This is a genomic window from Lentzea indica, from assembly GCF_012184385.1.
Classification (GTDB): Bacteria; Actinomycetota; Actinomycetes; order Mycobacteriales; family Pseudonocardiaceae; genus Lentzea; species Lentzea indica.
This window is the reverse complement of record NZ_VSRL01000035.1, coordinates 30,017-51,748: the sequence shown is the minus strand read 5'-3', so window position 1 is coordinate 51,748 and position 21,732 is coordinate 30,017. Positions and strand designations below refer to the sequence as shown.

The following is a 21,732-nucleotide window of genomic DNA, read 5'->3' as shown; positions in this document are numbered from 1 at the left end:
GGCAAGAATGGGGAAAGGCCGCCGATCACACCTCCGCTGGTTGCCGCACAAGGTGATCCGAAGCCGGCCGCTGCGAGGCGCGACGCCGATGCCGGTGGCGCGGAAGAAATGCTGGCACGACCGGGTTTCGAACTCGGCGACACGTCACTCGTCGTCTATTTCAACGGCACGGACACCGATTCGTGGCGAGAGTGGCGTGCCACCGTCCTGGATCCGGAAACGGGTCAGGAGCAGCACTCCCAGCCGACGTCGGAGCTGCCCAGGTGCGGTGAGCCGCGCCGGTTCTGCCGTGCGTTCGGCGCATCGGCGGGGTGGGTGCTGCAGGCGGGGAAGCGTTACTCCGTGACGATCACCGTGACGCGCCAGGACGGCAGTGAGGTCGTCTCGGCGCCGTCCAACCAGGCTGTGGCGCGCCGGACGGAGGTGCCGCCCGAGATGCCAGCGTCACAGGCGGCCGGGTGTGGCTGCCCGAACGCGCTGGCGGCATCCGTCCCGGGACAGTCCGTGCGCGGCGTCGGCGTCAACACCGCGACCGGCGCGTTCCACTGGTCGCAGCAGGACTTCCAGATGGCGTCCTTCGCGGTTCCCTTCCAGGTCAAGAGGACGTACTCCTCGGCCAACCAGGGTTCGGGGACGCTGGGCAAGGGATGGGCGTGGACCTACGACGCCCGCGTGTTCCCGCCCGCCAGTGGAGAAACGTCCGTGTCGGTGCGCGCCGAGGATGGCGCGCAGGTGACCTACACACGCAACGCCGACGGTTCCTATACCAGGCCACCCGGTGTGCGTTCGACGCTCACCGCGTTGCCGGACAACACGTGGCGGCTCACCACGCCCGGCCAGATCGTGTACGCGTTCGACGCCGCCGGCAAGCTGACGTCGATCACCAACGCCCGCGGGCACGGCGTCCACATCGGACACTCCGCGGCGGAGTGGCGGATCACCGACGCGGCGGGGCGGGTCGTCGTGGTCTCGCTCAACGCGGCCGGGCTGGTCAGCAAGATCACCCTGCCGGACGGGCGGAAGACCCAGTACAGCTACGAGGACGGCCGGTTGTCGGCGGTGCAGGACGCGCAGGGGCACACCTGGTCGCACGTCTACGCCGGCGGAGTGCTGGTGAAAGTGGTCGATCCCCGTGGCCACGCGCAGATCACCAACGAGTACGCGGCAGGTCGTGTCGTGGCGCAGTCGAACGCGGACGGCGCCAGGACCACGTTCGAGTGGGACGCCGGGCGTCAGGAGTCGAAGGTGACCGACCCCGACGGTGTCGTGGTCTTCGACGGGTATCGCGGCAACGTCCTCGTGTACACGCAGAACGGCAACGGTGACGCGGTCAACACCCGTTACTCCGCCGCGCTCGATCCCAGTCTGACCGTGGACGCGCGAGGCAACCAGCGCGAACGCGGGTTCGACGCGGCGGGCAACAGGACCTCGGCCATCGCGCCGGAACCGTTCTCCTTCACCGAGCGCACCACCTACGACGGACGCAACAACCCGACCTCGCTGACCAACGGCGAAGGGCACACGACGCAGTTCGGTCACTCGCCGTACGACGAGGTGGAACAGGAGACCGCCGCCTCCGGCGACAAGACCACCTACCAGCGCGACAGCCGTGGCCTGGTGACGCGCATGACCGACCCGCGCGGCAAGGTCACCACCTTCGGCTACGACCAAGCCGGAAACATGGTGGCGCGCACGGCGCCCACTGGTGCACGCACCACGTATTCCTACGACAAGACAGGACGGCGGCTGAGCGAGACGAAGCCGCGTGGCAACGTCCCTGGCGCGAACCCGCACGACTTCACCACGAAGTACGGCTATGACGCACTCGACCGCGTCCGCACGGTGCACTCACCCGGCCACGAGCGGCCGCAGGAGAACGTGTACGACAACGCCGGCCAGCTCGTGCGCACCATCGACCCGCTGGAGAGGACGACCCTCTACACCTACGCCAAGGTGCTGAACAGGCGGATCTCGGTGATCGACCCGCGCGGCAGCGTCACGAAGACCGGCTACTCCCCCGCCGGCCGGGAGATCTCCCGCGTCGACGCGGAAGGCAACCGGGCGACGTACACCTACGACCACCGCGGTCGGCTTGCGACCACGGTGTCGCCGCGGGGCAACGCACCGGGCGCCGACCCGGCACAGTTCACCACCCGGTACTTCTACGACAACAACGGCAACCTGGTGCGGACGTCCCGTCCCTACCCCGGCGGTGGCTCGGCCGACGTGGATTCCGGGTTCGACGCGCTGGACCGCAGGGAGACCGCCACCGACGAGTTCGGCAACCAGTCCACCATCCGGCACGACAACACCGACAACGTCACGTCCACAGTGGACCCGCTGGGCAACAGGACCGACATCGACTACGACGCGAACGGCCGTCCCTCCGCGGTGAAGACGGCGGGTGGCGGCGAGTCGAAGGTCGTCTACGACCCAGCGGGAAACCCGCTGCGCAAGGTGTCGATGACCGGCGGCACCACCACGTGGTCCTACAACGACGACGGCCGGGTGGTGACCAAGACCGATCCGCGGGGCAACGCGCCGGGTGCGGATCCGTCGGCCTTCGCCGTCCGCTACGGCTACGACGTGGACGGGAACCTCGTCGCCACAACGGATCCGCTCGGCAACACCACGCGTTTCGAGTACGACTCCAACGGCAGGGTGACGAGCTCCACCGACGCCAACAACCACGTCACCCGTTACAAGTACGACGACGCCAGCCAGCTCGTCGCGGTGACCGGACCGGACGGGCACGAGCCCACCCGTTACGGCTACGGCGCGGACGGTTCCGTCGTCAGCAGGAAGGATCCGCTGGGAAGGGAGACCGAGTACCGCCACGACCGGCTCGGCCAGCTCGTCTCCGTCACCGATCCGCTGGAGCGGACGCGGACGTTCGGCTACGACGAGGAACGCAACCTCGTCAAGACGGTCAACGCCGGTCGCGGGGATGCCAAGGCGCGCACCACGATCGAGACGTTCGACTCGCTCAACCGCAGGGTGCGGCGACAGCTCGGCGTCGACGGACCGGTCTACGCCTACGGCTTCGACGCCCGCAACCGGCCGACCAGCATCGCCGACCCGGCGGGCGTGCGCGTCCAGGAGTTCGACAAGCGGGACCGGCTGACCAAGGTCACCCGCGGAGACCAGGTGTACGGCTACACCTACGACCGGGACGGCAACGTCGCCACGCGGACCTGGCCCGACGGCACCACCGTGTCGTCCGGGTTCGACAAGGCCGGTCAGCTGACCCAGCTCACCGCCAGTGGCGGCAGGGCGGGAACCACACCCGTCACCTACGCCTTCGAGTACGACCCGTCCGGCCGGCTGCGCAAGACCACAGCTCCAGGGCTGGTCACCGAGCGGGCGTACGACAACGCGGGTCGCCTGGTCGACATGAACACGCACGGCGTGGCCGCGTACCAGATCGCCCGCGACCCGGTCGGCAACCCGACCCGGATCATCACCACCCGCGGCGACGCCTCCGAGACCTCCGGCTACTTCTACGACGAGGCCGATCGGGTCATCGCCGCTGCTACGGCGGCGCCGGCCTGCTCGGCGGACAACCGGGCTGCGACCCGTCGGCAACCGGGACCGCGCGGTTCGGCTACGACGCCGTCGGCAACCGGGTCAGCCAGGTCAAGACCGGGACCATGGGTGCCAGCACGACGAAATACAACTACGACGACGCCGACCAGCTCGTGGAGGAGAAGACCAACAACACGACCCGCACGTTCGCCTACGACGACGAGGGCAACCAGATCAGGGCGGGCAAGGACACGTTCCGCTACAACCTGGACCACACGCTCGCATCGGCCACCGTGGCGGGTCGCACGACGGACTTCCGTTACGACGGCGACGCGCTCCGGATCTCGTCGGGTGATCGCGCGTGGTCCTGGGACGTCAACGGGGACAGGCCCTGGCTCACCTCGGACTCGACCCGCGGGTACCTGCCCGCGCCGGGCCACGGTGCGCTCGCCACGCTCGACAACGGAGTCGGCTCGTACGCACCGGACTGGCTCGGCGGGGTCGCCGCCGTGCTGTCACCCGCCGGCGCGGTGACCGAGAAATACGACTACGGCGCGTTCGGCGAGCCGAGGGACAACGGCACCGCGGGTGGAGCCGGTGGCACGAACCCGTTGCGGTTCACCGGTGCCTACGCCGATCCCGCGCTGGACGGCCGTTACGCACTGCCTGCTCGCGTCTACGACTCGTCGACGGGACGTTTCGGCGGTCTCGACCCCGAGCCCTCGTCGCTGCGGCAGCCCACCACGTCCACCTACGCCTACGTGCTCAACCGGCCGACGATGCTGATCGACCCGACCGGCGGCGCACCGATCGCGGACGGCGGCGGTGGCGTGACGGATCCGGAACCCCTGCCTCCGTCGGCCGACGCCGGGCAGTGGGACAAGGCGCCGTGGGAGGCTCCTTGCCGGCTCAGTCAGTCCGAGTACTGTCAGATCCTGATGTACATCCACAGTGAGATGGTCACGAACGCCCAGTCGCACGTGGTCCGTGGCATCAAACAGAACTTGGAGTTCTCGCGGTACCAGTCGCCGTGGTGGGAGTTCTGGGTGACGAAGTACGACCAGGAGCAGTCCAAGGTGGCGGCCGAGATCTCGTGGGGACTGCAGGTCTGCCAGAAGCTGTGCCCGTGGGACCACAAGCCGAAGATCCGCGAGAAGTGGGGCATGTCGGAAGGCGACCCCGACTCGTTGTACTCCGACGTGCCGGGCAAGCCCTACCGCATCTTCTACGACGTGTGGTCGAACATCCACTACGGCTACGTCGGCATCCAGGCCGCGTTCACCGGCGACGACCTGCAGAAGGGCGCGGCGGGAGGCGGACCGGCGGGCGGTAACGACCCCGGCGACGTGATCACGGTCCAGATCGGCATCGACCTCGGCGGGCGGTACGCCCCCGACCGGCTGGAACCGGACCACATCGACTACGGGATCCGCGCCAGGCTCACCGAGCTGTTCCTGCTCAAACCCGTTCCCGATGCGGCAAAGCACGTGGTGCCGCGCAAGTGACGGACACACCGGAGAACACCCCGAGGGCCGGCCGCCGCGCGCGTCTGGCCCTCGGGCTCGGTTGCGTGCTGGTCCTGCTGCTCGGCACCGCGACCGTGGTGTACCAGTCGGCTCTCGACGGGCAGCGCGGCCCCGACGTCGCGCTCGACCAGCTGCTGCTCCCCGGGCCCGCCGAGGTCGACGGCGATCCGGAGTGGACGGTGCACGGAAGCTGGCCGACGTCCGGGAATGGAACAGGAACGGAAGGGCACCAAGACTCGTGCAGGGCGCCCGGCGGCACGACAGCGTCTGGCGGGCCGAGTGGGCGTTCCGCTTCGACAACCCCAAGAACGGCCTGGGTGACGACTACGTGACCACCCCGAGCGACGCCGAGGTGCCCGCCGGGATCAGTGCTCACGCCGCCAACCTGTCGTGCATCGGTGCGAAGGAATCTGGTTGCACCGTATGGGTCTTCTGGGCTCGCTACGGCCAGTACACCGTGTACCTCGAGTACATCAGCCTCGGCGAGGGTGTCCCCTATGCCAGGTTCGAGGCCCACGTCCGTGAGGCCGACAAGGTGGTCAGCCGCGCACTGCGCGGAACGAGGTGAGGTGCCAGCGGAACGTGGTGCTCGTTGGCGCTGTAATGCGGCACCCATCAGGACCGATTCCTCTGGTGCTGGTCGTGTTGTCGGGGACACAGCGGGCCGGCGTGCCGTGCAGTGAGGAACGACCATGCGCATCAGGAACACCGCCGGTCCGTTGAGCGTCCACGCGATCGCCGGCTCGTACGTCGTCCTGCTCGGCCTCGACCTCGCGAAGAGGAGCAGCCGCGGACTGCTCGGGTTCGCGATCGAGCGCTGGGATCCGAAGGAAAAGGAACGGTACTGGCTGCGCGGCATGAAGGTCTTCGAGGAGACCTCGAAGGGCGTGCCGCCGGGCACACCGGTGAGCCTGCTGGAGCACCCCGTGCAGTCGTTCCTGTGGGGCGACTACACCGCCAAGCCCGGCCGACGCTACGAGTACCGCGTCGTCGCGCTGTACGGCAAGCCGAAGAACCTCGAGATCCGGCACGAGGTGACGGTCGAGGTGCGGACCGAGCCGGTCGACCAGGGCGGGCACGCGATCCACTTCAACCGCGGCGTGGGTGCGGGTCAGCAGTACGTGCGGGAGTTCGGGGAGCGCAAACCCCGGGAGAACGATCGGACGGACCCTGCGTACGACTGGCTCTCGCGTGGCTTGGAGGAGGCGCTCATCGCGTTCGTCCGTTCCGCCAAGGGGCCCGGCCACGCGTTACGTGGATCTGTCTACGAGTTCAACTACCCGCACGTGCTCGAAGAGCTCAAGGCCGCGGTCGACAGGGGCGTCGACGTGCGGATCATCTACGACCGGCGCGGGAAGGCGAACCCCGACCCGAAGAAGCGGAAGGTCTGGCAGAGCACCGAACCCGCCGTCGAGGCAGCCGGTCTGGCCGGCCACATGATCCCGCGCACTACGAACAGCTCGATCTCGCACAACAAGTTCTTCGTGTTGCTGCGCAACGACAAGCCGCAAGCGGTGTGGACCGGGTCGACCAACATCACCTGGGGAGGCCTCTTCGGACAGTCCAACGTCGGTCACCTGCTGCGCGACCCTGCCACCGCCGCCACCTATCTGGACTACTGGACCCGGCTCGCCGACGACCCCGGCTACGCGGACATCCGGCCGGCCAACACCACGGCGGGCCCGACGCCGGCGATCCCGCCCGTGGCAGGAACGAGCTGCGTGTTCAGCCCGCGCACCACGCTCGACATGATCGACTGGTACGCCTCGCAGGCAGGTGGCGCCACCCGGTCGTTCTTCATGACCGCGGCGTTCGGCGTGCACGACAAGATCGCCGAAGCACTCGAACCCGAGTCCGACGTGCTGCGCTACCTGGTGCTCGAGCGCCCTCCCGGCGAGGACGAGATCCGGTTCGACGTCGACCGCGACGTGAAGGTCGCCGTCGGCTCACTGCTCACCACCGGGATCCTCGACCGCTGGACACGCGAGCACCTGACCGGCCTCAACGGCCACGTCCGGTTCAGCCACACGAAGTTCATGCTCGTCGACCCGCTCAGCGACGACCCGCTCGTCATCACCGGATCGGGCAACTTCAGCGACCCGTCCGTCCGCGAGAACGACGAGAACATGCTCGTGATCCAGGGCGACACCAGGGTCGCGGACATCTATCTCGGCGAGTTCATGCGGATTTTCAACCACTACTACTTCCGCTATCTGCGCCAGCGCCTCGGCAAGTCCGACGAGGTGGCGTTCCTCAAGCCCGACGACGGCTGGGTGAGCCGCTACTACGACACGACGACACCCAGCCACCGGCAGCGCCTGCTTTTCCGGTGATGGCAGCAGGACCACTTCTTCTCGTCATACCTACGCCGATCGGCCCTCGCCCCGGAACCGGTATGACCTCTAGGTTGCTGGTGTGGCAGGACAGGGGGATCCTCACTTACCGCGTTTGCTCGCACCGGGCGTCGCCGTGCTGCTCGGCTACGTCCTGCTGGTCGGCAATCCCTGGCTGAACCGGGATCTCATCGTCGCGCTGTCCGACGCCGATTCGGCCCTTCGCCTCGTCACCGTGATGTTCTCCTATCCGAGCTGGCACGTGGACGTGGATCTTGTCGGCCCGTTCCTGTTCTGGTTCGCGAACATGCGGGCGGTGCTGTTCGTGGCGCTGGCGGTGGCCGGGCTGAACAGGATGTCGCGCTGGGTCAGCGTGACCGCGGGCGGCACGGCTCTGTTCGTCACCACCGTGGGGCTGACGACACTCAGCGCCGTGGTCGCCGAGCTGGGCTCCGCGGCGGTCGGGTTGGCTCTGCTGGACGAGCGGTCGACCTCTCCGTACTACGGGTCTGACCGGCCGGACGAGTTCTTTCTCAACCTGTTCAGCGCGTCGGCCACGTTCGGCGTGCTGTTCGGCTTGGTGCTCGGCGCCGTCGTCGTCTCGCAGCGCCGGAACACCGTGAGCAAGGAAAGCCGTGTCACCGCACCGAAGTCGTTCTGGTGAAGGGGATCGATGAGCCAGCCAACCGCCTTCTCCCCGACGACACGACTCGGTATCTGTGCATCGCGGCCAGGACCGACGAGCGCTTCGCCGAGCGGATGACCAAGGCGCTGCTGAACGACGACCTGCACGCGGCTGCGCCGTCCGTCGGTTTCTCGCTGCGCCCTGTGCTGCTGCACGCGCTGGCCGGGGTCCGGCAACGCCGGGTGCGGGACTGGTGCCTGCTCGCGGCGACGGTGCTGGCACTGGTTCTCTCTCCACTGTGGACGATCATCGCGCTGCTGGCGATCCTGCCGATCGGCGGAAGCCTGGCCCGCCGCGCCGGGGAGTCCCGCAGGCTGCGCGACGTCGTGGTCGCCCTGATCGCGTTGGCGATCATGCTGTTGCTGTCCGTGTCGATCGTGTCCGCGCTCGGCGTCGCACCTGAGCCGACGCGAAGAACCCCGCAGCCGGAGCCCCCGGTCGCGGACTGGCTGGTCGGCCTGCCGTGGCTCGCGCTGCTGACAGGCCTGGTGTTGTACGCGCTGATGGTGTGGAGCGAGTGGCAGACCCGCCAGACGTTGCTGAGCCAGCTCACCCGAACCGCGTTCCGGCCAGAAGAGGCGCCGCCGCTGCCGTCCAGCCAGGAGTGGTTGTCCGACCGGCTGGCGGCGATCGACGAGGCCGAACGCGGCAACGTGACGATCTACGACGGTTTCACCCCGTTCATAGGCCACGGTCCGATCGTGTCGACGTGGTCGTTCGCCCTGCCGTCGCTGCGACGTGACTCCGACACCGACGCTGACGGCGAGAGCGTGGTGCCGCTCGACATCGGCGAACTGGTCACCCACGTCCGGGACCGGCTGACCGGCATCGGTGCGGAGCCCGACGAGCTGCCAGGACTGCTCCTCACCGAGCGGGCCTTCGTCAGCGGCAACGCGCTCACCATGCACCCGGCGCTGCTGCCCGAGCGCGATCAGCCGCCCCTGCAGCACCTGTCCGACGGGGACCTGGCTCAGCTCGCCGCGCGCCCGCACGGTTCGGCGAGGCACTACCTCTGCGCACAGGTCCCGTCGTGGGGCGGTGAGGTGGTCGCCAGCACGTTCCTGCACTTCTCCACCGACGGGCGGCTGCTCTACCTGCAGTGCGACCGGACCGTGCTGGGACCGTTGTGGCAGCAGTACCACGACGTGGACCGGATGAGCCCGGTGCTCACCGCGGGCGCGATCGGTCGCCTTCTGGCCAGGGCAGCGAGCGGGGTGTCCAGCGCGGTGCCGCGTGCTCCCGTCCGCGTGGTGCGCGACCTCACCTTCCGCTGGCGCTGGGAACGACGTTGCGCCGTGGAACGGGCGATCGCCCAGCAGGATCTCGGCTACAACTACGGCGCCCGGTTCAGCGTCCGCGAGGAAGCCGCGGACGCCAACTACCACAACTACTTCCAGAAAACCGACGCCGCCAAGCACCTCAAGCTGATCGAGCGGCACGCGCTGGCCACGCTGCTGGACTTCCTCGACGAGCGCGGCGTGGACACCACCGAGTTCCGCAACCGCCAGATGACGATCCTCAACCAGGGCGTCATCCAGACCGGCGGCGTCAGCAACGTGGGCAACCAGGCCATCGGCAGCGAGGCCACCGCGACTGTGCAGTTCCCCGCGCCCAAACCCGCCGCTGGAAAGCCGGCGTGAGAGAAGGGAAGCCAGTGCCGGAAAACTCTCCGAACTACGGCATCCAACAGTCCGGCGGCGTGAGCAACGTCGGCAACCAGGCCGTCGGCCCGCACGCCAGCGCGATCAGCCACGGCCAGAGTTTCACCGCCGCGCCGGCAACCGGTGAGCTGATGACCCAGCTGATGACGTTGCTGGAACAGCACCGCGAGGAGGTCCCCGGCTCGGCCGTCGCGGTCGCCGAGGAACTGCAGGGCGAGCTGGACTCGGACGAGCCCGATCGCGGTGTGATCGCGCGAACTCTCGAGCGGCTCAACAACATGGTGAGGCCCGTGGCCCCGCTGGTCGAGACGGTCGGCGAGCTGACCAGGTCCGTCGATTCGGCGTTCGGCGGCTGACGCCAGAGGGCTGCCGCTCAACACCCCCGAAGAGAACTATTCACCACTTGCTGTACTGTCTTGCCCATGCTGACCTGTGAAACGCGTGGAGCGGCCCTCGCCCGGCTGGGCCGCGCCCTGGCGGATCCGACTCGGTGCCGGATCCTCGTCACCCTGCTCGACGGGCCCGGCTACCCGGCGCAGCTCGCCGAGCAGCTGGAGCTGACCAGGTCGAACGTGTCGAACCACCTGTCGTGCCTGCGCGGCTGCGGCCTGGTCGTCGCCACCTACCAGGGCAGGCAGGTGCGCTACGACCTCGCCGACCCGCACCTGGCGCGCGCACTGCGCGAACTGGTGGACGTCGTGCTCGCCGTCGACACCGATGTCGACTGCGTGGACGACGCGGTGAGCACAAAAGCCGTCGCACGATGAGCGAGCAGCGCGAAGAACTGCCTGTCGTCGATTCGAGCGGCGGCGCGGATGGATGTTGCGCATCCACGCCCGCGGCCATCATCGCCCCTGAACGCAAGTCGGTGCTGACGCGACGCGTTCGCCTGCTGGTGGGCGCCACCATCACGTACAACGTCATCGAGGGGATCATCGCGATCGCCGCGGGCACCGTGGCGTCGTCCACGGCACTGATCGGTTTCGGGCTCGACTCGGTGATCGAGGTGGCCTCGGCCGCCGCCGTGGCCTGGCAGTTCTCGGGCAAGGATCCTGAGGCGAGGGAACGCGCGACACTCAAGGTGATCGCGGTGTCGTTCTTCGCACTCGCCGCCTACGTCGTGGTCGAGTCCAGCCTGTCCGTCTGGAGCGGGGAACGAGCGGACCACTCGACGGTCGGCATCGTGCTGGCCGCCGTCTCGCTGGCAGTCATGCCGGGACTTTCCTACGCGCAGCGGCGTGCCGGGCGTGAGCTCGGATCCAAGAGTGCGGTGGCGGACTCGAAGCAGACGTTGTTGTGCACCTACCTGTCCGGCGTGCTGCTCGTCGGACTCGTGGTCAACAGCCTGTTCGGCTGGTGGTGGGCCGATCCGCTCGCGGCGCTGGTGATCGCGGCGGTCGCGGTGAAGGAAGGCCGCGAAGCGTGGCGAGGCGAGCACTGCTGCTAGATCATGGGGAGACGCAATGACGACGCTGCCTGCTCACGACCGACTCGCAACGGCACTGACCACTGCCATCCACACCGGAGACGTTGACGGTCTCCGACAGCTGCTGCACGACCATCCCGAAATCGCCACTGCACGCATCAACGGCCGTTCGCCGCTGCACATCGCAACGGACTGGCCGGGCCACTTTCCGGATGTCGCGAACACCATCGTCGCCCTCGTCGACGCTGGTGCCGACGTGAACGCACGATTCCAAGGCTCACACACGGAAACACCGCTGCATTGGGCAGCCAGCAGTGACAACGTCGAGGCGCTCGACGCGTTGCTGGACGCCGGAGCCGACATCGAGACCGACGGCGCCGTCATCGCCGGCGGTACCCCGCTGGCCGACGCGCGAGCGTTCGCGCAGTGGCGCGCCGCCCGTCGGCTCGTTGAGCGCGGTGCCACGACCACCCTCACCGACGCCGCAACGCTCGGCCTCCTCGATCGCGTGAAGACCTACTTCCCCGGTGCCACGAGCGAAGAAGTGAACGTGGCGTTCTGGGGCGCGTGCCATGGCGGTCAACGGCAGTGCGCGGAATACCTTCTCGGCCACGGTGCCGAGCTGAACTGGATACCGCCGTGGGAACCGATGACACCGCTGGACGCGGCACAGCGCAGTGAGGCGACCGACCTGGTGCTCTGGTTGCGTGAGCGGGGTGCGAAGTCAGCCGCTCAATGACCCGAGTCAGCCCCTGGGCGCGTACATGATCACGGCAACGCCGATCAGGCAGATGCCCGCACCGATGTAGTCCCATCGATCCGGCCGGAAACCGTCCATCACCACGCCCCACGCCAGTGACCCGGCGACGAAGACTCCGCCGTACGCGGCGAGGATGCGGCCGAAGTTCGGATCCGGCTGGAACGTCGCGACGAACCCGTACGCGCCGAGCGCCAGCACACCTCCGGCGATCCACAGCAGACCGCGGTGTTCCCGCAGCCCTTGCCACACCAGCCAAGCGCCACCGATCTCCGCCACCGCGGCGAGCACGAACAACACCACCGAACGCAGAACCGTCATGATCAGGAAGTCTGACAGCCACAACCGTCACCGGCGCAGCGGTGCCGCCGCCGACGCCGAACCACCAACCACGCGCCGTTGCCGGCAACCGCGGCGACGAGAAGGCCGGTCAACACGTCTCGAAAGCCGATCGCCGAGAGGAAGCCCGCCACCCCGGCGACGCCCAGGACCGGCACCAGACAACACACGAGGCACGCTGCACCGGCCAACCACACGAACCGGCGGGTCTGGTCAGCAGCAGGAGCCGGCATCGGCGGCCTTCCCCTCGGCAAGACCAGCGAACGGCAACGGACAGGACGGAATGTGCGAGCACGCGATGAGGTCGTCGCAACCCGCCGCCACCGCGGCCTTCAACGTGTCCCGGATGATCTCCAGGTCCGCGATTTGGCCTCGACCTCCGTCAGCTTGGTCGTCGCGCGAGCCTGCAGCCCTGACTTGCCGTGCCGGTGCGCGCCGAGGTCGAGCAGTTCGGCGACCTCGTCGAGGGTGAAGCCGAGCCGCTGGGCGGCCTTGATGACCCGGATGACGGTCACCGTCTCCGCCGGATAGACCCGGTGCCCGCCCAGCGTCCGGTCAGGTTCAGCGAGGAGGCCGACCCTCTCGTAGTACCGCAGTGTCTGCCGGTTCACGCCCGCGGCATCGGCGACCTCCCCGGCACGCAACCCGGTCATGACGACATCCCTTCAGCTCGCGCCGCGAGCGCCTCGAGCACGTCGGCGTGCTGGGCGGGAACCCTGATCTCCAGGTGCAGGCTGCCGCCGGTCGCGACCAAGCTGAAGGTGAAGAACGAACAGCATCCGGTCTCCCGCACCACGAGGTCAGCTGCCCGCGAGGCCGCGTGCGGCTCGAGTTCCAGCGACACGGACGTGACGTCGATGCGCCGAACGCTCCGCACCGCCTCCGTGAACAACGCGTCGAATTCGGCGACGCGCAGAGGACGCTCCTCGGTGGGCAACGTGCAGGCCTGCGGGGCCCAAGGCTCAGCTTCTGTGCTCATGCCTCGACGGTAAGCCTGTACCTGGGTACCAGATGCAAGTCACTGACAGCCGCAGCCGGCAGCGGACTCGGCCGGCTTGGTCGCGCGCACGATCGCGGAGTGCATTCCGTCCGCGGCCTCGAAGGTCGGCGTGATCTCGATGTCGGTGAAGCCCGCGGCCTGCAGCCCTTCGCGGTACTCGGTGAAGGTGAGGGCTCCGGCGATGCAGCTGACGTAGGACCCGCGCTCACCCCGCTCCGCGGGCGTGAGGTGGTCGTCGGCGACCACATCAGAGATGCCGATGCGGCCGCCAGGGCGCAGGACGCGGAAGGTTTCAGCGAACACGGCGGGCTTGTCGACGGAGAGGTTGATGACGCAGTTGGAGATCACGACATCGATGGTGTTGCCGGGCAACGGGATGGCTTCGATGTTGCCCTTCAGGAACTCGACGTTGGTGGCGCCTGCCTTGCCGGCGTTGGCCAGGGCGAGCGCGAGCATCTCGTCGGTCATGTCCAGGCCGTAGGCCTTGCCGGTCGGTCCGACTCGGCGAGCGGACAGCAGAACGTCGATGCCGCCTCCGGAGCCGAGATCGAGCACCCTCTCCCCTTCGCGGAGCTCGGCGACCGCGAGGGGGTTGCCGCAGCCGAGCGAGGCCGCGACCGCTTCCGCTGGCAGCTGGTCCCTGTCCGCCGCGGCGTAGAGCGTGGCGCCGAAGTTCTCGTCGACCTCCACGCCCCCCGGACCGCAGCACCCGCCTCCCGCTTGGGCGACGGCGGTCGCGGCTGCGGCGTAACGGGCGCGGACGGTCTCACGCAGCTCAGTCTGCTGGCTCATCGGTGACACTCCTCCAGGCTGTATCGACGTCTGTCGATACAGTGTTGCGCAGAACCTGAAGCGCCGTCAATATTGAAAAATGTCGAAGCAAGGGCTGCTGCGACGGTGACCAGAAAAGCCCTACCGGGACTCGTAACGGAACGACGCCGTGGCGGGCTCGGCGCACACCGCGTCGGCCGCCTGGTCCGTGTCTTGCAGGTACCACACCTTGGCCCGGTATTCGGTCCATCCGGACACGGCACGTCCGTTGACCGAGTCCGGGCCGATCGAGTTGCGAGACTCGAGCTTCGCCACGCCATCGGCACCCGCCGGGACAAGACCGAGAACGACGCCCTCAGGTCCCAGCGCCGAGAACTCGATCTTCACGCCCTCGAGCGGGCCGTCACCGGTCAGCCGGGCCGTGAGGCTGAGGTCGGATCCTCGAGCCGTCACGGGCTCGACGCTCAGGTGGTAGCCGCAGCCACCACACGCGGTGACGGCGGCGGGCGACGCCAGCACGAGTGCCAGCGCCGCCACACGGGTCTTCCTCAGCAAGGACCGCCTCCGCTGTCGCCCTCGGGCGGGAACGGGCTGAACGCCCGCGACACGGCGATGTCGAGCAGCTGGGCCGATTCGCCGTCCAGGTACCGCATCTGACCGTCCACCACCTTGCCCGGATCCATGAAACTGAACACGAACTTCCGCGTGGCGGGGTCGCCCATGTTCGGCGGCGGAAGCACCGTGATGCCGGCGATGCCCGGATCGGCCGGGATCTGGTAGCCCAGCTTGCCGGGGCTCGACTCGTCCGGGTACACCGCGATCGGGATCGGGCCGATCCGCACCTGGAACTCGGCGTTCGTCCGCTTCTTCATGTCGAACACGTGGAAGCGCAGTCCACTGTAGACGTCGCTCGGGTTCGTCTTGAACGCGAACTTGTACAACGGGAAGAGCGGCTGGTCGAACTTCTCGATTTGCAGGCTCAGGTCGATGTCCAGCTGGGCGTGCACGTCCGGCGCGACCATGCTGAACCTGTCGTAGGTACCCTCGACGCCGAACGCGACGTAGCCGAGGCCCGGCCGGATCGTCATGTCGCGCACCCCGTCGGCCACCACGTACACGCCGCCGATGCGCACGTCCGGTGCCTGGACGTGGCCGTCGTTGACGTGCAGCGTGAGGATCGGGATGGGGCCGCAGGCCACGATGTTCTGCTCGAACTCCTTGATGGGCAACGCCTGGGTCTGCTTGAGCACGAACGATCCGCCCACCAGCATCGAGCCGGTCGGGCTCGGTTCGGAGCGCAGGCGGGTGCTGAACGTGCCGATGTCGTTTTCCGCGATGTCGACCGTGACCTTCTCGCCGAGGTCGAGCAGCTTCGCGAACACGTCGTTGGTCTGCAGCCGCAGCGGGTCGCCAGCCAGGGCGAACTTGCCCTGCACGTACGCCTCGGCGTCCAGTCCCGCGGCCGCGGACACCACCGTGATCACCGGCACCTTGAGCGCGTTGCCCCGCTCGTCGGTGCCCTTGATGTCGACGTCCACGCAGGGCGCGTTCGGGCCCGCGTCACATGCCGGGACGTCCGTCAGCCGGGCTCGCGCGGAAGCGGGCCCGTCGCCGAACATTCCGGTCACGTGGGCGTTCACCATGCTGATCGGACTGTTCGCCGCGACCCGAACGTGGCTGTTCTTGCCGAACTCGCCCGTCACCTGCAGGCTCGACGGCACGCCGTGCACGTCCGCCGCTCCGCGCAGGTTTCCGTACGGGGTCGTCGTGTTCGCCTCGGCCCGCAGCTCCAGCACGTCGATGCCGCCGGACGCGGTGTACTGCACCTGCAGATCGTGCGCCCGGTTCGGATCGGTCTGGTCGAACCCGAACGGGCCGATGTGCAGGTCGAACGGCGACGGCAGGCCGCGCAGGGTGGCCTTCGCCGCGGCGTACGGCGCGACGTCGAACAGGCCGTCGAGGCGTACGTAGGCGTCGAGCGGCACGCCCGCGGGCGGGCGGTAGCCGACGACGTCGATCTTCTTGGCCGCCATGTCGACCTCGACCACCGTGGGCAGACCCGGCAACGACACCGTGCTCACGAGGCCGAAGCACTTGCCCAGCATCGAGCAGATCGGCCCGTCGTCGCGGGCGCAGCCCGCCCCGGTGCACGACCTGGCTTCGGCGGCGATGCCGTGCTCGTACAACGGGACCTGTCCGATCGCGCCGAGCGCCGCCACCTTGCCGACCCTGGCCTCGGCGAGCAGACCCACCGGGCGGTCGGTGCGGTAGCTCAGCTTCCCGTCGCCGTAGCGCACGTCCAGCGAGCTCGGCAGGCTGACCCTGCCGAAGGCCGTGTACCGGTTGTCGGCGCCGAGCAGGAAGTCGCCGTCGAACGCGAACGTGCCATCACCCGAGCGCATGTCGAACCCGACACCGTCGGGCTTGGGTGCCACCGCGACCAGCGACAGCGAGCCGACCGCGGCGCTGGCGTCGAGATCGCCGTTGCCCTGGTTGTAGTGCGCGGCGACGTGTTGACCACGTGGCGCGGTCGCGCCCGCGCGGTTGGTCACCGCGAACGCGGCCGACCCGATCGCTCCGGACGTGCTCTGGAAACGGAAGTTGCCGTCTGCCCAGTCCGCCGTCATCTTCGCGGGGATGTTCAGCGCTTGTGCGAACGCCTGGTACTCGCGTCCGCCGAACGGCACCCTCGCCGCGCGGAACGTGATGCCCCCGAGCGCGGACGACGCCGACGACTCGAAGTGTTTCGCCGGCGCGTCCACCACCACGTCGAGATCCGCAGGCACACCGTTCGCGGACGCGGAGAGGTATCCGGCGTCCACTCCGGACAGTGCGGCCGTGATTTCGTTGATGGGGGCCGAGTTGTGCACACCCAGCGTCGTGCGGGCGTCGAACGTGCCGACGACGTGCACGGTCGCCGGCAGCTTGTCGATCGATGCTCGTGCCCTCAGCGTGCCGAACGAGGTCTGGGTGTCGGCCTCGGCGGCGACTCGCAGCACCCCGAGCGGTGCCGACGCGCGGTAGCCGACATCGACACGGGCGGGGTTGCCGTCGACCGTGATCGGCCCCACCGTGAGGTCCACGTTGGACGGCAGTCCGTCCAGGCTGACCTGGCCTTCGAGCCTCGGCAGGTTCGGCAGCAGACCGCTGATCTCCAGGTACGCCGTCAGCGGTGCGGTGGCGGTGTACCCGGTGAGCTCGATCTCCTTGCCCACCAGGTCGACCGCGAGCGCGGTCGGCAGGCCGGGCAGCCGGATGGTGCCCACGAGCCCGAGGCACCGGCCGAACAACGTGCAGATCGGCGAGTCGTCCTTCACGCAGCCCGTGCCTTCGGCACAGCCGCGCGCCCGGACCGCCACGCCGTTGTCGAACAGCGGTGCGCCGAGACCGTTCAGCGCCGCGACCTTGCCGACGTGCACGTCCGCGAGCAGACCGATCGACTTGTCGCCGGTGTAGGTGAGCTTGCCGTCGGCAAGGTCGATCGTGAGCGTGAGGTTCGTCGGCAGGCGGTCGATGCGCGACGTCACCGCGAGGCGGGTGTCGTCGGCGCCGTTCGCGGCAAGCACGACGTCCGCGTCGACGAACACCGGCTGGCCGTCGGTGTCGAGCCGCAGGTTCGCCACCTGTCTCGCCGGGCCGCGGGCGTACTCGGCGAGCGTGAGGTTGCGAATGCTGACGCTGCCGTCGAAGTCACCGGTGACCTGGCGGTAGTGCGCCGAGACGTGTTGTCCGGCCGGCATGGTCGCGCCGCGGTGGTTCGTGACGGAGAACCGTGCCGCCGCGAGCGCGCCGGACAGGCCACGGAACCGCATGAGGCCGTCGCCGAAGTCGGCGTCGAACCGGGCCGGGACACCGGTGAGCTCACCGATCGCGAGGTAGTCGCGGCCGGCGAACGGTACCCGCGCGACCGCGGTGATCGTGCCGAGCGCCGCCGACGACGTGCCGTCCAGGTGCCGCGCCGGCAGGTCGATCAGCACGTCGACCTCGGTCGGCAGATCGGTGAGCGCCGTGGACAGGTAGTGGTGGCCGATCGGATCGAGCTGCTCGACACCCTGCGGGCTCACGAACAGCTCGGCCCTCGGCACCGCGCTCGACGCCCGGTAGCTCACCTTCGGCTTGTCGCCGAGGTCGTAGCGCACGTCCACGGTCTGCGGCAGCCCGTTGATCGCGGCGACCGCGCTCGGCCCGGCGGCCGTGTCGACGTAGGCGGCCTTCACCCGCTGCACCACGGAACTCGCGTTGAACTGCACACGCCGCGCAACGGTGTCGAGGTCGAATCCGAGTGTGGCGGGGAGGTTCGACACGTCGAGGCGGGTCTTCTGCTTGCCGTCGACCACGCCGGCGGCGACGAACGGCTGGCCACCCGGCGTGAACTCGGTGCCGCCACGCGGATGCTGGTCGAAGTACACGTCGATCTTGCGCAGGCCGGTGACGCGAGCGCTGGCGCCGAGCTTGGTCCCGCTCAGCACCGCCGTTGCGTGGTCGCCGTCCAGCGGCGCGTAGTCGCCGAGTTCCTTCGACACGAACACCTCAGCCGAGCCGAGCGGGGTGTTGGCGTCGAACAGGACGTGCCTGCCAGGCAGGTTCGCGTCCACGTTGATGACGGTCGGCAGCTCACGCAGCGCACCGCGCAGCACGATGGCAGGTGACCGGTCGAAGAACGAGACGTCCAAACTGGACAGTGGACCTGCAGAGTCGTAGTCGAGCGTCACCCGGTCGTTCGCCGAGTTGAGCGCACCACGCCACTGGGTGGGGAGGTTCTTCGCCACAGCACGAACGGAAGCGTCGAGCTGCTCCCCGGCGTAGACGAAGTCGGCGAAGAGCACATCGTTGATCGAGTCGCTCGCGGTGTAGTCGACGATGTCGTCGCCGCCGTCCCTCGGACGGATCAGCGCGGCCGACACCGTGTTCGGCAGCTGGTCGACGACGAGCTGGTCGAACCGGTTCGCGGCACTGGAGTTCGACAGCACCTGCACGTCGAGCTTGGTGCGTGTGGTGACCTGCGCGTCAACGGTCGCTCTCTGGTCGCGGTCACTCGCACCGGGATCGATGAACGCGTGTGCGGTGAAGACAGTCGGCACGGGCTCGAACCGTGCGCTCGCCACGGTCGGGTCGTAGGGCAGGCCCTGGTTGTCATCGGTGACGTTCGCGAGGCCCGCGGTCACCGCGAGGGAGCTCGCCGCGCCGACCTGCAGCACGCTCGCCTTGATGTCGAAGATGCCGCGCAACACCTGCAACGGCGCGAAGGTGTAGACGCCGATAGCGGCCGTGGGCAGACCCGCACCACGACGGTAGCCGTCGAAGCCGACGGAGAGCCGTTTGTGCGTCGGGAGGTCGTAGACGGCCCACACGTGCGCGGGCAGGTCGCGCCCGGCGAACTCGCTGGTGGGCAGACGCAGGTTGACCACGCCGAGACCGAGGTGCACGAGGTTGAGCAACGCCTCGATCTTGGTCTGGAGCGTGTTCCCCAGGTCCCGCAACAGCCTCTCGAGGTCGAGCTTCTCCACCAGCAGCTCGGGATGCAGGATGACGTTGAGCGGGTCCTTCAGCAGCTCGTTGACGACGTTGAGCCGGTTGGTGGCGAGCGCGATCTCGCGGTCGAGGTTCGTGATCTCCCTGACCACCGCGGCGATGTCGCCCGGCGCGGCGACGGGCACGAGGTCCGTCAGCACGTCCGGCGTGCGGTCACCGGTGACGTCGACGATCGCGGGCACGCCGAGCGGGAGCGTGAGTGAGCAGGACACCGCCTTGGTCCGCGACTCGGAACAGACGCGGTAGGTGATCCTGGGGATGCCGTCGGGCAGCTGCTGCAGCAACGCGAGCGGGTCGACGGGCAGCGGCGGCGGCAGGTTGCCCGAGGTCAACGCGTCGATCAGCTCCTGCAGCGTGGCCCGTCTGCCGGGGTCGACGACCTGCGCGGAGCGAACCTGCGGCTGCAACGCGTTCGCGTCGAGCGCGGGCTTGCCGTCCGGCGTGGTGCGGCCGGCCTTGGCCAACGTGGCCAGCGCCTCGGCGCTGGTGGCGTCGACGAGCTCCTGCCCAGGCCGCAGCGGAAGGTCCAGTTTGGACGGTGTGACCGGAGGACTCGGCGCGATCGGCACACGGTCGACCGGCACGCGGCCGTCGGGTCCGGGGTCCAGCGCGGGCAACGGCGCGATGGGCTGCGCCTTCGACGGCTTGTTCTCGATGTTCGGCGAGCCGTCCCTGCCAGGATCGATCTGGCCGAGCTGACCCGGTGCCACCGGAGGCGTCGCTGTCGCCTGCGCCCCGAGTCTGTCCTCGGTCAGCGCGGGGTTCTGAGCCGGTTGCGTCGTTGTCGTCGTCGGCGGCGGTGGTGCGGGTGGTGCCGTTGGCGTCGGCTCCGCGTGGGCGGGCGCAACGAGGAGCGTGCTTGCCAATGCGGTGATCGCGGCGAACGTGCTGATGCGCAGGCGTGCTGAAGCCACAACGACTCCCCCAATGTCGATAGAGCTTTCCCCTAGCTCTACGGCAGACGGAGCGAAGCACACGACGCGAATGGAGCACAGCTCTTACTCGTCAGCTCCACTCGAACGGCCTAGCACGACAGGTGTTGTGACCAGCAGAAACAGAGTGATCGTCACGTGCTCCACGAGTCAGGCTGGGTGCGAGACGGGAGACGGTTCAACGGCTTTCGATGAAGTTCTTCCAAGCCGTGGAACCGAAGGTCAGCACGCCTCCAGAGGGGTTCTTCGAGTCACGGACGAGCGCGTCGAGAGCAACCGACACCTCGACGCAGTTGTCGTCCTCGGTCGCGCCGCTGTAACTGCTCTTACGCCATTCGCGTGCCTGGGTCATCGAGGTCCTCTCGCGGTCGGCCGACGTACTCCGCCAGCCTGCTCCGCGATTGTTCCTCATCCAAGGCGACCTCGGCCAAACGGTCGAAGAGCAGCCTGATCCGCGCGATGGCACCCGGATCCTGCACGAACACCTTCGCCAAGTCGGTCGAGGTGAAAGCGACCGGCTTCGACTTCTCGTACTCCCACAGCACACAACCCGTGGCGACCAAGGGCGCATCCGCCGGCACGATCCGGACAACGTGAGTGTTGAACAGCAAGCGGGCGTACTGCTCCTCCATGATCCGGCTGTCGCCCACCTGCGTCTGCAACGCATGTTCGTGGACGTAGAACAAGCAAGTCGGGCGATTGTGGCGTCGCAGGATCGTCTGACGGTCCATCCGGAACTGGACAACTGCCGAGATTCGCTCCTCCGCGATGTATCCACCCATCCGATACAGAGCGTCGGCGTACTCCGGCGTTTGCATGAGACCTGGCATGGCCTGCGGGTCGTAGCTGGTGATCGTCTTGGCGGTCGACTCCGCCCGCGCGAGCGTGCGGAGGTTGTCCGGCACCTGGACGATGTACTCCTCGAAGGTGTTGCGCCATTTCCGCTTGAAGTCCTCGAAGAAGTCGATGTCCTTGCCGCACATCGAGAGGTACTGCACCAGGTCGATCTCACTGGCGCGGAACTTGCCGTGCTCGACAGTCGACACCTTGCTCGGGTCCCAGCCGAGCCGGACGGCAAGCGCTGCACCGGTCAGACCGGTGCAGGTCTCGCGCAGCTTGCGCAGCTCGTCGCCCAGATCCCGGCTGTACGCGGTGGATGGAGTGGTCGTGGCCATGCCGTCGACGCTAGAGCTTGCTCTTCGAGCACGAATCTGCTCATTCGGGTGAAAACAAGCTCGGTCCGAG

18 protein-coding genes are annotated in these 21,732 nt (G+C 68.4%); 10 read left to right on the top strand and 8 right to left on the bottom strand.

The genetic code is table 11. From position 1 onward, the window contains the following. Positions 1–108 precede the first annotated feature (108 nt). From FXN61_RS12850 to FXN61_RS12805, 10 genes are all read left to right on the top strand, one after another. Positions 109–4,059: a DUF6531 domain-containing protein gene (locus tag FXN61_RS12850; RefSeq protein WP_167973569.1), complete on the top strand. Its 3,951-nt coding sequence runs from the start codon at positions 109–111 to the stop codon at positions 4,057–4,059. Beyond that, positions 4,035–5,030: an RHS repeat-associated core domain-containing protein gene (locus FXN61_RS12845; protein ID WP_167973567.1), complete on the top strand. Its 996-nt coding sequence runs from the start codon at positions 4,035–4,037 to the stop codon at positions 5,028–5,030. The genes FXN61_RS12850 and FXN61_RS12845 overlap by 25 nt, the downstream gene beginning before the upstream one ends. 193 nt (positions 5,031–5,223) lie before the next feature. Continuing rightward, positions 5,224–5,619 carry a hypothetical protein gene (locus FXN61_RS12840; RefSeq protein WP_167973565.1) on the top strand — a complete coding sequence of 132 codons (396 nt, stop codon included), beginning with the start codon at positions 5,224–5,226 and terminating at the stop codon, positions 5,617–5,619. Positions 5,620–5,743: 124 nt separating this feature from the next. Beyond that, positions 5,744–7,384 carry a phospholipase D-like domain-containing protein gene (locus FXN61_RS12835; protein ID WP_167973563.1) on the top strand — a complete coding sequence of 547 codons (1,641 nt, stop codon included), beginning with the start codon at positions 5,744–5,746 and terminating at the stop codon, positions 7,382–7,384. Between the two features lie 115 nt (positions 7,385–7,499). Beyond that, on the top strand, positions 7,500–8,048 hold the full coding sequence (locus FXN61_RS12830; RefSeq protein ID WP_167973561.1) for a hypothetical protein: 549 nt from the start codon (positions 7,500–7,502) through the stop codon (positions 8,046–8,048). Continuing rightward, positions 8,045–9,709, top strand: a complete 1,665-nt coding sequence (locus FXN61_RS12825) for an AbeC-like domain-containing protein (protein WP_167973559.1) — start codon at positions 8,045–8,047, stop codon at positions 9,707–9,709. Before FXN61_RS12830 ends, FXN61_RS12825 begins: the two co-directional genes overlap by 4 nt. A gap of 14 nt (positions 9,710–9,723) precedes the next feature. Beyond that, a complete protein-coding gene (locus tag FXN61_RS12820; protein ID WP_167973557.1) occupies positions 9,724–10,086 on the top strand; it encodes a hypothetical protein in 363 nt (120 codons plus the stop codon). Positions 10,087–10,152: 66 nt separating this feature from the next. Further along, positions 10,153–10,497 carry a Cd(II)/Pb(II)-sensing metalloregulatory transcriptional regulator CmtR gene (gene cmtR / locus FXN61_RS12815; protein ID WP_167973554.1) on the top strand — a complete coding sequence of 115 codons (345 nt, stop codon included), beginning with the start codon at positions 10,153–10,155 and terminating at the stop codon, positions 10,495–10,497. After that, positions 10,494–11,177: a cation efflux transmembrane domain-containing protein gene (locus tag FXN61_RS12810; RefSeq protein ID WP_167973552.1), complete on the top strand. Its 684-nt coding sequence runs from the start codon at positions 10,494–10,496 to the stop codon at positions 11,175–11,177. Before cmtR ends, FXN61_RS12810 begins: the two co-directional genes overlap by 4 nt. Positions 11,178–11,193: 16 nt before the next feature. Next, a complete protein-coding gene (locus FXN61_RS12805) occupies positions 11,194–11,895 on the top strand; it encodes an ankyrin repeat domain-containing protein (RefSeq protein ID WP_167973550.1) in 702 nt (233 codons plus the stop codon). 6 nt (positions 11,896–11,901) lie between these two features. Here FXN61_RS12805 and FXN61_RS12800 read toward each other — a convergent pair whose 3' ends face one another. From FXN61_RS12800 to FXN61_RS12765, 8 genes are all read right to left on the bottom strand, one after another. Further along, positions 11,902–12,237, bottom strand: coding sequence for a YnfA family protein (locus FXN61_RS12800; protein ID WP_167973589.1), 336 nt, complete (start codon positions 12,235–12,237; stop codon positions 11,902–11,904). Between the two features lie 347 nt (positions 12,238–12,584). After that, positions 12,585–12,905, bottom strand: coding sequence for a MerR family transcriptional regulator (locus FXN61_RS12795; protein ID WP_223165413.1), 321 nt, complete (start codon positions 12,903–12,905; stop codon positions 12,585–12,587). Further along, positions 12,902–13,231 carry a hypothetical protein gene (locus FXN61_RS12790; RefSeq protein ID WP_167973548.1) on the bottom strand — a complete coding sequence of 110 codons (330 nt, stop codon included), beginning with the start codon at positions 13,229–13,231 and terminating at the stop codon, positions 12,902–12,904. The genes FXN61_RS12795 and FXN61_RS12790 overlap by 4 nt, the downstream gene beginning before the upstream one ends. Before the next feature lie 39 nt (positions 13,232–13,270). Further along, on the bottom strand, positions 13,271–14,044 hold the full coding sequence (gene arsM, locus FXN61_RS12785) for an arsenite methyltransferase (protein ID WP_167973546.1): 774 nt from the start codon (positions 14,042–14,044) through the stop codon (positions 13,271–13,273). A gap of 120 nt (positions 14,045–14,164) precedes the next feature. Further along, complete coding sequence (locus FXN61_RS12780) at positions 14,165–14,578, bottom strand: hypothetical protein (RefSeq protein ID WP_167973544.1); 414 nt, start codon at positions 14,576–14,578, stop codon at positions 14,165–14,167. Continuing rightward, positions 14,572–20,469 (bottom strand): hypothetical protein, encoded by a 5,898-nt coding sequence (locus tag FXN61_RS12775; RefSeq protein ID WP_167973542.1) that lies wholly within the window; start codon positions 20,467–20,469, stop codon positions 14,572–14,574. Before FXN61_RS12775 ends, FXN61_RS12780 begins: the two co-directional genes overlap by 7 nt. Before the next feature lie 196 nt (positions 20,470–20,665). Next, positions 20,666–20,839 (bottom strand): DUF397 domain-containing protein, encoded by a 174-nt coding sequence (locus FXN61_RS12770; protein ID WP_167973540.1) that lies wholly within the window; start codon positions 20,837–20,839, stop codon positions 20,666–20,668. Next, positions 20,814–21,662, bottom strand: a complete 849-nt coding sequence (locus tag FXN61_RS12765) for a helix-turn-helix domain-containing protein (RefSeq protein WP_167973537.1) — start codon at positions 21,660–21,662, stop codon at positions 20,814–20,816. Before FXN61_RS12765 ends, FXN61_RS12770 begins: the two co-directional genes overlap by 26 nt. Positions 21,663–21,732 lie beyond the last annotated feature (70 nt).